Below are 12882 nucleotides of genomic sequence, written 5' to 3' on the forward strand. Positions count from 1 at the left end.
CGGCCCGGTAACCGGTCACAGGCCGCGCGCCAGCAAGGCCAGCGCCTTTTCGCGCTCGCGCCGCCTGCTCGCGTTCAGGTAGAGGAAATGGCAGTGGCCGCAGGCGCAAAGCCCCATGGCCAGCACGGCCACCTGCAGCCAGTTCACCTCTATCGCGACGGGCAAATGGAAGCCCGCAATCACCGGCACCGGGGCGAAGATACTCGCAACCATCATGTTCTTGCCGGCAACCGCCATCACAATGAGGCCCAGCAAGGCGGCGTGGTTTGCCACAAACCGGACGGCCACGGGCTTGGTTCGCGCCAGGATTTGCCACACGGCAAGGGTGGCCACGCCAATTGCCGCAATTTCCGCAAACACCGGGATCGCAACGAAGCGCTCGACCAGCACCCAGAAGTTTCCGGCAAGCTGATGCAGCGCAAGCCACATTCGCCAAAATTCCGGCCTGTCCGGAAAGGTGCCGAGCAGAACCGTGGCAGCGCGCTCTGCCGCAAGAAGAAGCATGGCGATGACAGGAAACGCGACGACAAATACTTGTCTCATGCGCATTGCAGCAGCACCCCAGCCAAGACTTTTTCTGGATGGTGGCAGCAACTGATTTCGCAATGCTTAATGAAGCCCTGCGGCGGATGCGCGAAGCCTGAACGACCCTGCGCCGGCCGATCGGGCGGGTGCTCCTGGCGCGGCGAAGCGGCCCGCCGCCGGTCTCGGACGAGACGCACGGCAGTTGTTTTCCGCCATCATGCGCGCTTGTTCAGGTCGGTTTCTGGCAGGCGTAAGACGGCACAAAGAACATTTTGCGACCTCGAAGTATGGCCGGCTACCTGTATTCACGACGCCATTATCCAAATGGCGTATGCCGGTCGGGACGAAAGTTACGGAATAGTTAATTACATAAATTTCCAATTATTTTCAGACAGATAAAAGGTTATCTCGTAGCAGAAAATTGCCGTCTGCAAGCACTTCAGCCTTAATGAATCGTTAAGGTGACGTTGACTCGAAATCCCGCGCATCACAGGATCAAGTCGGGACGCGGGGGACGATCCTTTTCTGAAGCAACGTCTTCGCCGTCCAGTGTTTTGTGTAAACCTGGGGACTCAACATGAACAAGATTATGAATATCGCACGGCGGTTCCGTGAAGAAGAAGACGGCGCCGCTATGGTCGAATACTCGATCCTGGTTGGCATTATCACTGCCGCGGCCATCGGCCTGATCATCGGTGTTGGAGGCTACGTCAAGGATGCGTGGCAAGATCTTTGCACCAACATCGGCAGGACTGGCGCGGGCTGCACGAAGGCCTGATAAAGCTATAAGTCTCCTGCACTTGGGAGAATGCCGGCGCGCTCGGACCAGTGCAATCAAGCACCAGTCCGCAGCGCGCCAACGCATTTCCGGGGCGGCGGCATTCAGTCAGCCACGCCCTTTCGCCCTAACCAAAACACCTTCGCAATCATCTTGCCTGCGCCGGTCGACCTGACCGCAACATGGCGCTTAGCGCCGCTGCGCCCTACGCTGCATAACTCATCCCCAACCATCGCAAATGATGCCGCCTGAAAGCGGGCTACGCCGAGCCGCGATCCACCGCCCCAGAGCAACCCTACCCCGCCTTCGAAACCATCGGCACCCCATCCAGGGCCAGCCTGACCTGGCCCCGGCCGGGATGAACCAGCCGGACGGGCAGGTTCTTTTCGTCCAGCCGCCGGCGCAGCAGCAGAAGGCGCGTCTCGAGATTGTCCTTGATCTCCGGCAGGCGCAGCGCTGGCGCCAGGCGTATCTCGCGGTTGGTGAAGTCGCACCTGCCTTCCCTGACATAGACTTCCAGCATGAAGGCAAGTAGCCGCCCCGCCACGCCCTTGATGACATAGGCGTTGTCTATGAAGACGCTGTCATCGAAATGGTGGTGCACGACCTGAATGACGCGGCCTGCGGGCTGCGCGGGCGCGCTGGCTTGCGCCGTCGCGCGCATTTCCGGGGCAGGCAGTTCGCCCAGCGCAAGCGCGCACTGGCCCGCCAGCGCTTCCAGCGCCGTTTCATGCGCAAGGCCGAAGGCAAGACGCTGCCTGCTTTCCACGAACAGCACGCCGCGCACCGCCCCCTGCGCCAGCAGCGGTATCGCCATCTGGCTCAATGCGTCCGGCAGGCCGGGCAGCACGATCGTCCGGGTGCGGTTTTCATCGGCGGAAGTGGTTGCCTCGATGGCAGCGCCCAGCCGCCGGACCCTGCTCATGTCGCTGACCTTGACCGTCTGCTTCGACGTCGCCGCGGTGCCTATCAGGCCATCGCCGAACGGAACCTGCGAGCCGACGCCGGAGCGGTCATACCCCCTGCTGGCCACGGTGGTAAGCAGGCGGCGGCTGCCATCGGCCAGAAGCAGGATGGCGTTGGCAAATCCCAGTGCCGCGCAGCCATCCAGCACCGCGCCAATGACCGCCCCGGTATCGCCCTGCGCGCCTATGGCCTTGATGGCCCGGCCGAGCGCCATCAGGTCGGGCATCGGCGGGCCAGCGCCTGCGTCGGCCTCGTCGAAGGGAGAAGCGACGGCGGAAATCGCATCGACCCGGAAGAACTCGATGGCCCGCAGCCGCATCACCCCCGCCATGCCGACCTGCGCGCTGCTGGCGCGCAACTGGCCCGACATGCGGTCGAAAAGCGCGCCCTCGTCCCTGGACGATACCCAGCTGAGGTCGAGCCTGAACTGCCCTCCGTGACGCGCGCTTACCAGCAGCAGGGAGGCCTGGGGATTGGCGCGGATGTTTGCGGCGGTCTTTGCAAAGAACTGGTTGGAGATCCCGACATGCTCGTCGTCCACCATCACCACATGGGAAAGGTAGGAAATGTTGGGCGTGCCGTCGGCCGCCGCGGTTGCGATGATCGAAGGGATCACGCCTTCGAAACAATCCTCGAGGTCGCGAAGGCTTGTCATTACGCACCCGCCCTTGCCGCGGTGCCGGCCCTGGGTCCGGGCGTCTGGACATAAAGCTCGGTGATGTCGAGGGACGCCACCATCGCCTCCCGCTCCACAAGCCACGGCCTTACCACGTCGGCCGGCACGCCCAGGCCGTCGAACATGGCAAAGATCTCGGCCTGGTAGCGCCTTGAAAGCTCCAGATCGTCATGGTCGGCAGAGCGCAGGCGGGCCGAGCCCTTCAGCTGATACGACACATAATCGGAAGGGCGCGAGAAGGTGATTGCGGCGTCGCCGTTTGCGGAGAGGTTGGAAATCGTTTCGGGCCATTGCCAGGCGGAAAGGATCACCTCGACGCAATCCTGCCCCGGGATGCGGGCGCCCACGCCCCGCCCGATCGTCGGACGGTTGGCCTCGTCGCGCGTTCCGACGATGATCATCACCGGGCTGGCGATGAAATGCCTTATCTCGTCGGTGAGTCGCATGCTCTCCTCCCGCACAGCAACACCTGGGAAGTGCGCCCCTTCAGTCAGGAACCATTTGGCAACACGAATTGAAAACGCGTTTTATTAAGCAGGGTTCTTGATGCAAGGCAGAACCCATCATGCCCAATCAGAAAAATACTGCCGCCATCATCTGGCGCCGCCTCGCCGAGGCGTGCCGAAGCGTGTTCAAGACAAGAATAAATGAGATCCGTATAGAACACCGAAAACGCTTCGCCTGGCAAGCGAAGCTTGAATGCGCCTGAACAGACTAAAGCGCGAGCGCCAATGCGCCCGCGCTATCCTGCCGGAGATATATCGAGTTGAGTGGGAGGCGCGACCTCGAGCCTGGCGATCAGACCGGGCGGCTCGCCTCGACGGAAGGCGACCCAAGGCGCGTCACTTCCACCTCGTTGGGTTTGCGCTCGGCGGGTGACATCTGAAAACCGGCAGCACGAAGCATCTCGGTGAAGCCCACGGCACCGTCGAAGGCAACGCCCCCGACCCGAACCGTGAGAATGTCCTTTTCCCCTTCCGGTGCGAAGTACACCTTGGCGACTTCGTTTCGAATACGACGCCCGACCTCGACGGCGTCCTCTTCCGACGCGTGGTGCAGGAAAATGGCGAACTCGGTCATTCCGATGCGCCCGACAAAGTCGTCACGCCGCAGCGAGGACCGGATGGTGTTCGCCACCAGCCGCAGCGCCTCGTTGCCCCATGAAAAACCATGCTGCTGGATGATCGAGCCGAGATGCTCGGCATTGACGATGAGCAGCGCGCCCTGCGCACCGGGCTTCATGGTCCTGGCGCTCACGCGGCGCTCGACCAGCGAGGAGAAAACGTCGCCATGGTAGCAGTCCGTTATCCGGTCGTAGCTCGCCGAACGGTTCAGTTCGTTCCTGAGGCTCCGCAGTTCCCGCAGCTTGAGGCCGATGGCCGCAAACATCGGCACGCCGATCAATACGGGCAGCGCGATGGACATGACGATGCCGCGTCCGAACGACGTCAGCTCGCTGAAGAGCAGGAGATAATTGAACAGAAGCGACAGCCCGACGCAGGCAAACGTGCCCAAAACCACCAATTGCATTATTGGCCACATGCCGCCATTTCGCCTGTCCGCCACTGATCATTCCCTCCGTGCAACGCCACGTCAATAGGACACGACACGTTCAGGCTTCGTTTCGATAAACATTCAGATTGAAGCTAAATCGAACAATTGGCGGCGGAGGGTTTTGTTCCGGCCGGTGCGGCGGCGCCTTTGCGGGCCCGGCGCTCAAATTGTCATCCGCGTAGATTCCGGCATTCCGGACGTATCCGGCCGGAGCGGTTGTGTTATCGACCAGAATCGGTGCAATCAGTTGTGCTCTTTTTACTACATTCGGCGCGTATTTACATGGAACCGCAAGGCTGACAGCTCTCAAGCAGCCAATTGGTTGTCGACTCTTGCGGTTTTTGCGGTATTGGGACTGGGGGTGACATCTGTAGATCGGATGTCGCAAGCTTATAGGTGAGGTCGGGGGACATGGCATCAATGCAATTCAAGCGTTTGCGCTTGGCTGTTCTTTTGGCGGCTACGTTTTTGTCGCCAGGAATTTCAAACGCGCTGACTCTGCAGGACGCCATAGCAGTTGCCGTTGGCTCCAACCCGGAGATCGGCCAGGCGATCGAAAACCGCGAGGCGATCGAATTCGAGCTGCGCCAGGCCAAGGGGCTGTTCCTTCCCAGCGTCGACCTTCAGGCTTCGGCAGGCATAGGCAGGCTGGACACCCCTGCCCGGCGCGCCCTGGACGTGGAAAACCGCACCCTCTACCCCAACGAAGCCAGCGTCTCGGTGACCCAGACGCTTTTCGACAACGGCGCGCGGCGGGCCGAGCTGGACCGGCAGGCTTCCCGTGTCGATGGCGCATCGTTCCGGGTTCTGGAGCGTTCTGAATTCATCGGCCTCACGGTCGTCCAGGAATATCTGGAATATATGCTGCAGGCGCAGATCGTCGGCGAGGCGAAGAAGAATCTCGCCTTCCATCAGTCGATCCTGGGCGACATTCGCGCAACCGTCGACGGCGGCGGGCTGACCGAGGCGGACGTGCAGCAGGCGCAGGAACGGCTTTACGGAGCCGAGGCGCGCCTGAAGGAAGCGGCGGAGGAACTGGAGACCGCCAAGATCCGGTTCTTCAAGACCGTCGGCAAGCCGCTGGTCAATGCAGCCAGACCCGGCTCCGTCGCCAAGGCTCTGCCGCGCTCCCTCGACGAGGCGATCGGCCTGGCACGCACCAACAACCCCCGCGTCCACATGGCAAACAGCGACATCGACGCGGCGTCGGCGAATGTGGATGCTGCGCGCGCGCTGTATGGCCCCGAGATCCTGGCCGAAGGCCGGGCGCGGACGTGGGAGAGCGTGGAACACCACGACGGCCGATCGAACGACCTGCAGGCGCGCGTGGTGCTGCGCTGGAATCTGTATCGCGGCGGCATCGACAAGGCCAATGAGCAGGAGCAGGTTCGCCGGCTGAGCGAGCAGCGCCTGGTGCTGCATCAGGTGTTCCGCGAGATCGAAGAGGCCGTCCGCGTTTCCTGGGATCGTCGCTTCAGGCAGGCGGACCTTGCCAACACCCTGAGGCTGCAGGCGGCCACCAGCGATCAGATCGTGAAGTCGTACCGGGCACAGTTCCAGGTGGGCCAGCGTTCGCTGCTCGACGTTCTCGATGCCCAGAACACCCGCTTCAACACCGCGGCGCTTGCAGACACGGCGGCATATGCTTCGCTGTTCGCCGAATACCGGCTGCTGGCGGCGACGGGGCAGTTGCTGAGGACCATGAACGTTGCTGCGCCGAAGCAGGGCGCCGCCTATGCTCGCGGCGAGTTCAACGTGCCGCCGACACCTGCAACCGACACCCAGGCCAGGGAACCTTCGCAGCAGTATAACAATCTGCCGCTCGATATCCTGGCACCCCTGCGGAAGAACTAGAGCGAGGCAGGAAGAGCAAGCCCGATTACCAATGTTGCCGGCGGCCCGTGAACCAACACACTCATATCCAGTCTTTCGGCGACGCATTCAAAGCGTGTTTTGCGGGCGTCGCAGCCTATCTGGGCAGGCCGTCGGCTGAAACCGTTCTGTTTGCCGGGGTTCCGGTCAGCAAGACACATATCGAAGCAAACGACATCGAGCACCTTGCCGAGCGAATCGGCCTCGATGTCCATTTTTTCGACAGCCGGGAGTTGTCGAAGGGACGCTTCGACCTCCCCGCGATCGTGTTCCTGGGAAACGGCTATCCCGTAGGCCTGCTCGCTGAAGCCGAAGACGGATTTCTCACCACACCTCAGGACAATGGCCGCACGACGACCAGCAAGGAAAGCTTGATCGCCGAAGGTGTCACCGGCGGCGTTTCCTTTTCGATTACATACAGGAACACGGCCGAGGCCCCCGTTGCTGGCACCGCGCACAAGATCGAGCGGCGCCACTGGCTGTTCGGCACGATGAGCCTGTTCTGGCGCTCATATACGCGAGTAGCCCTGGCCGCGGTCTTCATCAACATCATCGCGCTGGCGTCGCCGATCTTCACGATGAACGTCTACGACCGGATCCTGCCGAACAAGGCGATCGCGACGCTGTGGGTGCTCGCGCTGGGCGTCGGCATGGCCATGCTGTTCGACCTGCTGCTGAAGACTGCGCGCGCTTCGCTGATCGATCATGCGGGCCGCTCTGCCGACCTCCGCATTTCCTACATGCTGTTCGAGAAGGTGCTGAACAGCTCGCTTTCGGCACGCCCCTCCTCAACCGGCGAATACGCCAACAGGGTCACCCAATACGAATTCGTGCGCGAATTCTTCACGTCGAACACCATCAGCGTGTTCATCGACACCGTCTTCATCGTCGTGTTCCTTTTGGTCATCTATGCCGTGGCTGGCAGCCTGGTGATCATCCCGGCCCTGGCCTTTGTGGCGGCGATCATTGTCGGGCTGGTCACACAGCACCGGATCGGCAAACGGGTGGCCGCATCCATGAACGAGGCTTCGCAGCGGCAGGCTTTGCTTGTCGAATCGATCTCCACGGCCGAGACGATCAAGTCGCTGCGCGCCGAAGCCTATCTTCTCAGGAAGTGGCGCGAGCATACCAAGAACGCCGCCAACACGTCGGAGAAGATCAAGGAACTGTCGGCGGCCGCCGCCAACGCGACCCAATTCATCCAGCAACTGGTCACCGTCGGCATCGTGGTAGCCGGGGCCTATTCATTTTCCGATGGCAATGTTTCCTCGGGCGCGATCATCGCGGCGGTCATGCTGGCGTCCAGGGCGGTCGCTCCGCTCAGCCAGATCGCCATGACCCTTGCCCGCTTTCGCCAGGCCATGCTGTCGCTGCGGGTTCTGGACACGATCATGACGCAGCCGGAAGACCGGCCCGAAACCATCGGCTTCGTCAACCGGCCGGTTCAGTCCGGCGCCCTGACGTTCAAGAACGTCGGCTTTGTCTATCCGGGCTCGGAAAACGAAGTGCTGACCGGCCTGTCGCTTTCCATCAGGCCGGGTGAACGGATCGGGATCATAGGCCGCATAGGTTCGGGCAAGACCACGCTCGGGCGACTGATCGGCAGGCTCTTTCTGCCCACCTCGGGCGAACTGTTGATCGACGGCATCGACATCCGCCAATACCACCCCTCGGAAGTTCGGGCGGCGGTCGGCATCGTCGCACAGGCAGGCGATCTGTTTTCCGGTACGGTCAAGGAAAACTTGCTGATGGCCCGCCCCGAAGCAACGGACGAGGAAATCATCGCGGCGGCAAAGGCAGCCGGGGTAGATGAGTTCGTGTCTCGCCATCCCCGCGGCTACGACATGAATGTCGGCGAACGGGGCACCAACCTGTCCGGCGGCCAACGGCAGGCCGTCGCCATTGCCCGTCTGCTGCTGACCAAGCCGAAGATCGTGTTCATGGACGAGCCGTCCGGCTCGATGGATCTTGCTTCGGAACGTCAGCTTATCCGCCAGTTGAGAGTGGCGTTCGACCAGGACACCACACTGATCATCTCCACACACCGATACAGTATGCTGGAGATAGTCGATCGCCTCATTGTGGTGGAGCAAGGCAGGATTGTTGCTGACGGCCCCAAGGAAAAAGTTATACAGGCGCTCCAAAGGCCGAGTGCCTGATCAAGGGTGTATTGGCTGAGGCCAGTATATTGGGTGTTTAAAGAATGCTGATCGGAGAAGACCGCCCGCCATTGTTTGCGTCGGCTTCCGTCTTCATTATCGGTGCGCTTTTCGTGGCGTTCGTCGGCTGGGCAGCGTTTGCCCAGGTGGATGAGATTGCACGCGGCGAAGGCAAGGTCATTCCCGCTTCCAAGACGCAGATCATCCAGTCCAGCGAGCCGGGCGTGGTTCAGGATATCGCCGTCAAGATCGGCCAGAAAGTGAAGAAGGACGATCTCATAATCAGGTTGGACAATACGATGAATGTTTCCAGCCTTGGCGAGCAACAGGCAAAAGCTCGCGCCCTCGCAGCGCGCATCGCGCGCTTGAAGCACGAGCAGAGCGGCAACATTTCCAGTTCCTTCGAGTGCCCGGCGGATATTCTCGCCTCTGCCCCGGAGATATGCGCCAATGAGCAGAAACTGCTGGTGGCGAAACGGGAGAACTTCGAGAACAAGCTGTCGGTTCTGAAGGCGCGCCTCGAACAGCGGGAAAGCGAACTCAATGAAGCCAACGCCAATTCGCAGCGCCTTACCGAAAACCTGAGCGTCAGTGATCGAGAAGCTGCGCTGGTCGAATCGCTGACCAAGCGGGGGCTCATGGCGCAAACCGAAAAAATACGCGTCGACCGCGAGCAGGCCGAGCTGAAGGGACAGATAAACCTCTCCACGGAATCCATGGGGCGAATACAGGGTGCGCTTACCGAGGCGCGGCTCCAGGTAGAAGAGGTCGGACTGGATTTCCAGCAGCAGGCGCTGGATGAGCTTACGCAAGCGTTGGCCGAACTGTCGGTGGTGGAGGAGACCCTCCGGGGTGCCAGAGACAGGGTGGCACGGACCGACATCCGCTCTCCCGTCGACGGCATAGTGAACACGCTTGAAGTCAATACGCTGGGCGCCTTCGTCCAGCCGGGCGCGGTGGTGGCCGGGATTGTGCCGACTTCCGATACACTGCTGGTCGAAGCGCGCGTTTCGCCGCGCGATGTCGCCTTCATCCGCCCGGGCCAGGAAGCCCTCATCAAGATCACCGCCTACGACTTTTCGATTTTTGGGGGCCTCGAAGGAAAGGTCGAGAACATCACCGCCGACAGCATCCTCGATCAGCACACGGGCGAGCCCTACTATCAGGTCCGGGTCTCGACCAATAAGGCGGTGCTGGAGAAGGACGGGAAATCCTATTCAATCATTCCCGGCATGATCTGCTCGGTGGACATCATGACCGGGAGCAAGACGATTCTGAGCTACCTGCTCAAACCGATCAACAAAGCGCGCGAAGAGGCAATGCGTGAACGATGAAACCGCGCCTCAGGAGGCATTTGACGGAGCGACTTCAGGGGCTCTGTCGGCCGAACTGGAGCCCGAGTTCAGGGTGGTTTCCCATGCCGGAGCCCGGCGGGGGGTTCGGCTGGAGCGCTTTTTCTGGACGGCGCTGAAGCGGCTCGCCGAAAGCCGGAAATCCACGCTTGGCGCTATAGTCGAAGAGATTGCCAGAACCCATGAGGGGGCGGGCAATGCAACCTCGGCAATCCGCGTCAGTTGCATGCGCTGGTTGACCGAAGAAAATGCGGAGCTTGCCCGGCTCGCATCCCTGAAGACGGTCAATTCCATTCTGGCCGCGTGCCCTTCGCCCGCCTTCAGCCTTTCTTCAGGCAAGCGGATCCTGAACTTCAACGCGCCCTTCCAGTTGCTGGTGCGGCAGCACCTGCCGCAAGGCACCGACGGAAGGCAGGACTTGCGGCTTTCGCTAGACCTCAGCCTGCCCGAGATATTCAGGAATCTCGATGCCAATCTGGAAAAGCCCGTTGTGACAGGCTTTGTCCTGGGGGCCGGCGACCGCCGCTATCGCGGCCAGATCAATGCCGTGCGTGCGCCCGTGAAGGAACTGGAGCTGCTGATCGCGTTTGTCTCCAACAGCGGGACACTACCTAATCGCTAGCGTTCCCTGCCCGGCTGGAAGCGGCCCTTCTCCGGGAGCAATCTTGCCGAACCCGCCTGCCACGTCTGCAAGCTGCATGGCGCCGGGCTTCGCCCCGTGAATCCAGGCCCGCTCCTGACTGAACGAGTACAGCGGCTGGTAATCCGGCAGCTGGCTGTCGACCAGAACCGTATTTCTCACATTGTCCAGAATGAAGTTCCCGCTTGCGGTGCTGACTGAAAGGACCGCATGAAACACACGCAGCCGCCTGTCCTGAAGCACCACGACAGACATGCTTTGCGCCGGAATGCCGACTTCAAGCAGGGCGGCCATCTTGAGGATGGCAAAATCCTCGCAATCTCCGGCCCGCTTGCCGAGAATCTCGCTTGGCTTGGCCCAATAATCGAGCTGCCCATAGACCTCGCTGTCCGGCTTGTAGGTGATCATGCGATTTATGCCGCCGTTGATTACCGCAAGCTTTTCCCGGAAGCTCTTCCCCCGGACACCGTCCAAGAGCTCGCGCAACTGCGGGTCATCGCTGCAACCTGCGTCTGTCGCGCAGGAGTTGATCGCCTGGTTCACCAGCGACCAACGGGCCGAAACGGGGAAGTTGCGCATCGGAAGCGCCACGGAACCAAAGACGCCCGGGGCGATCGATGCAGTCTTCATCGTATCGACACCCGCCGCAGACGCCACAACCCGCGCCTTGCTTGGCGCCGGAGCGTAGATTTTCGACCCTGCGGCGAAATCGTAGGCGGGAACTCGCTGCTCTGCCGGCGCTGTTTGGAGGGCCACGCCGCCAAGAAATGCGGAGGCCGCGATCGACTTCGGCGCTGCCGGTTCGATCAGTGGATCCGCGACCGCCTGGGCCGCAATACCCTGCCCCGCACATATAAGTAGAGCAGAGATTATCCGCCCGTTCTGCTTTGAACGAGCCGCATTATTGTTGCTGCTATTCATGACGCCCCCTATGCGGAAGACGTTAGCTCGCAGAAGCAAAGATAGCGCAAACAGACTTGATTAATACTTGCCGACTTTACTTGGTACAATTTGCATAAAATTGTATTTATCGTTCGAGCGACCGCGATTTCTCGCCGAAGGCACAGCCAAATGAGTCGGCTCGCGGCAAATTATATATAACGGTATATATGTTCTGATTTTACCAAATCGGAAATTTCACCGCGATTGCATATTCACATATATGCTTCGAGTATTCCGAGTATTGCCGATTCGTCCAATAGGTGTTTCTGTCCCCGCGATTATCGAATTGGCGGGGAAATGACATGAGCATTGAACTTGACAACCTGGCGGGAACGCGAGCTTTCGAGGTCGAGCCGTCCGAAGCAGGCACGGCGCACATGATCGTCGCCCAAGCCGAAGCCGCCCAGAGCGAGGCCGATCCCGTTCCGGTCGACGCCGGCAGCGGCGCCCCCATCCAGCAGGGCGCCACCGAAACTTCCGGTGCTCCCAACCCCGCCCCAGCGACGCAGGAATACGCGCTCGAGGCCGGCAACGTCGTCCATCTGCCGGCGAATGTCTCGATCGACAACATCAAGGTCGATGGCCAGAACCTGGTTCTCGAACAGGCCGACGGCACGCTCATCGTCATCAAGAACGCCGCCGCCAATGTGCCGACCTTCATTCTCGGCGAGGTCGAAGTCCCGCGCGTCGCGCTTCTCGCCGCATTGGAAGCGAGCGGTGTGGACGTCGCCTTCGGGCCCAATGGCTCGATCTCGGTCGGCGGAAGCACCAACAGTTCCGGCGGCAACTTCGCATTGCCGCTGGGCGGGATCGGCCAGGGCTTCAATCTTTCGGACTTGTTGCCGCCGACCGCCCTGGAGTTTTCGCAGCTCGACGCGCGCGACCTTTATCCGGGCGTCGCCAACCAGGCGCCCGGCATCGATCTGCTCGGCGATTCCGGCATCGTCCATGAGTCGGGTCTGCCCGGTGTCGGCTCCAATCCCGGCAGCGTAACCGAGGGCCACATCTATGAGGGCCAGTTCCGCCTGTCTGATCCGGATGGCCTGCGCGACCTCAAGACGCTCACGATCAATGGCGTTACCGTCAATATCGCCAACATGGTCGGCAAGAGCTTCGACGGCGCTCACGGCGTACTCACCATAACGGGCTACAACCCCGCAACCGGTGTCGTGACCTACAGCTATGAATTGACCAGCGCGACCACGGACGTTCCCGACGTGGCGGAACGCGACACATTCTCGCTGATCGTCTCCGATGGCAGAGCCTCGTCGGCCCCCGTCAGCATCAGCATTGAGATCGTCGACGACGAGCCGACGGCGTTTGCCGACACGGACAACGTCGAAGCGGGGAGTTTTGCGCCGATCACGGGCGACGTGCTGTCGAACGACGTGTTTGGCGCGGACGGCAAGGACGTTTCG

The 12882-nt window shown here is 61.2% G+C and carries 11 protein-coding genes; 6 read left to right on the plus strand and 5 right to left on the minus strand.

The features are described 5' to 3' along the window. Positions 1-15: 15 nt before the first annotated feature. A complete protein-coding gene (locus ABLE86_RS01035) occupies positions 16-543 on the minus strand; it encodes a hypothetical protein (RefSeq protein ID WP_348777056.1) in 528 nt (175 codons plus the stop codon). 559 nt (positions 544-1102) lie between these two features. Between ABLE86_RS01035 and ABLE86_RS01040 the strand changes: the two genes are divergently transcribed. After that, entirely contained in the window at positions 1103-1303 is a 201-nt protein-coding gene (locus tag ABLE86_RS01040; protein WP_348777057.1) for a Flp family type IVb pilin, read from the plus strand. 295 nt (positions 1304-1598) lie between these two features. On the opposite strand, the gene ABLE86_RS01045 is transcribed toward ABLE86_RS01040, so the two are convergent. The 3 genes from ABLE86_RS01045 to ABLE86_RS01055 form a co-directional block, all read right to left on the minus strand. Then, entirely contained in the window at positions 1599-2924 is a 1326-nt protein-coding gene (locus ABLE86_RS01045) for a GAF domain-containing protein (protein WP_348777058.1), read from the minus strand. Next, positions 2924-3391: a pyridoxamine 5'-phosphate oxidase family protein gene (locus tag ABLE86_RS01050; RefSeq protein WP_348777059.1), complete on the minus strand. Its 468-nt coding sequence runs from the start codon at positions 3389-3391 to the stop codon at positions 2924-2926. The genes ABLE86_RS01045 and ABLE86_RS01050 overlap by 1 nt, the downstream gene beginning before the upstream one ends. A 352-nt stretch (positions 3392-3743) precedes the next feature. Continuing rightward, entirely contained in the window at positions 3744-4475 is a 732-nt protein-coding gene (locus ABLE86_RS01055; protein WP_348777060.1) for a GGDEF domain-containing protein, read from the minus strand. A gap of 444 nt (positions 4476-4919) precedes the next feature. Between ABLE86_RS01055 and ABLE86_RS01060 the strand changes: the two genes are divergently transcribed. Genes ABLE86_RS01060 through ABLE86_RS01075 form a run of 4 tightly spaced genes read left to right on the plus strand, consistent with a single transcriptional unit; the run spans position 4920 to position 10504 of the window. Next, positions 4920-6353, plus strand: a complete 1434-nt coding sequence (locus tag ABLE86_RS01060; RefSeq protein WP_348777061.1) for a TolC family outer membrane protein — start codon at positions 4920-4922, stop codon at positions 6351-6353. Between the two features lie 47 nt (positions 6354-6400). Further along, positions 6401-8530, plus strand: coding sequence for a type I secretion system permease/ATPase (locus ABLE86_RS01065; RefSeq protein WP_348777062.1), 2130 nt, complete (start codon positions 6401-6403; stop codon positions 8528-8530). A 44-nt stretch (positions 8531-8574) separates the two neighbouring features. After that, complete coding sequence (locus ABLE86_RS01070) at positions 8575-9864, plus strand: HlyD family type I secretion periplasmic adaptor subunit (RefSeq protein WP_348777063.1); 1290 nt, start codon at positions 8575-8577, stop codon at positions 9862-9864. Further along, positions 9854-10504 (plus strand): ribbon-helix-helix domain-containing protein, encoded by a 651-nt coding sequence (locus ABLE86_RS01075; protein WP_348777064.1) that lies wholly within the window; start codon positions 9854-9856, stop codon positions 10502-10504. Before ABLE86_RS01070 ends, ABLE86_RS01075 begins: the two co-directional genes overlap by 11 nt. On the opposite strand, the gene ABLE86_RS01080 is transcribed toward ABLE86_RS01075, so the two are convergent. Beyond that, entirely contained in the window at positions 10490-11443 is a 954-nt protein-coding gene (locus ABLE86_RS01080) for a transglutaminase-like cysteine peptidase (protein ID WP_348777065.1), read from the minus strand. The genes ABLE86_RS01075 and ABLE86_RS01080 overlap by 15 nt on opposite strands. A gap of 323 nt (positions 11444-11766) precedes the next feature. On the opposite strand from ABLE86_RS01080, the gene ABLE86_RS01085 reads away from it, so the two are divergent. After that, positions 11767-12882: hypothetical protein (locus tag ABLE86_RS01085; RefSeq protein WP_348777066.1), on the plus strand; the 1116-nt coding region annotated here is incomplete at its 3' end.

It is taken from the genome of Mesorhizobium sp. KR2-14 (assembly GCF_040049255.1).
GTDB lineage: Bacteria > Pseudomonadota > Alphaproteobacteria > Rhizobiales > Rhizobiaceae > Pseudaminobacter.

What these genes read in the sequence shown, in the direction of transcription:
- ABLE86_RS01035 (WP_348777056.1), bottom strand. Translation starts at nt 543, where the DNA reads ATGAGACAAGTATTTGTCGTCGCGTTTCCTGTCATCGCCATGCTTCTT.
- ABLE86_RS01040 (WP_348777057.1), top strand. Translation starts at nt 1,103, where the DNA reads ATGAACAAGATTATGAATATCGCACGGCGGTTCCGTGAAGAAGAAGAC.
- ABLE86_RS01045 (WP_348777058.1), bottom strand. Translation starts at nt 2,924, where the DNA reads ATGACAAGCCTTCGCGACCTCGAGGATTGTTTCGAAGGCGTGATCCCT.
- ABLE86_RS01050 (WP_348777059.1), bottom strand. Translation starts at nt 3,391, where the DNA reads ATGCGACTCACCGACGAGATAAGGCATTTCATCGCCAGCCCGGTGATG.
- ABLE86_RS01055 (WP_348777060.1), bottom strand. Translation starts at nt 4,475, where the DNA reads ATGCAATTGGTGGTTTTGGGCACGTTTGCCTGCGTCGGGCTGTCGCTT.
- ABLE86_RS01060 (WP_348777061.1), top strand. Translation starts at nt 4,920, where the DNA reads ATGCAATTCAAGCGTTTGCGCTTGGCTGTTCTTTTGGCGGCTACGTTT.
- ABLE86_RS01070 (WP_348777063.1), top strand. Translation starts at nt 8,575, where the DNA reads ATGCTGATCGGAGAAGACCGCCCGCCATTGTTTGCGTCGGCTTCCGTC.
- ABLE86_RS01080 (WP_348777065.1), bottom strand. Translation starts at nt 11,443, where the DNA reads ATGAATAGCAGCAACAATAATGCGGCTCGTTCAAAGCAGAACGGGCGG.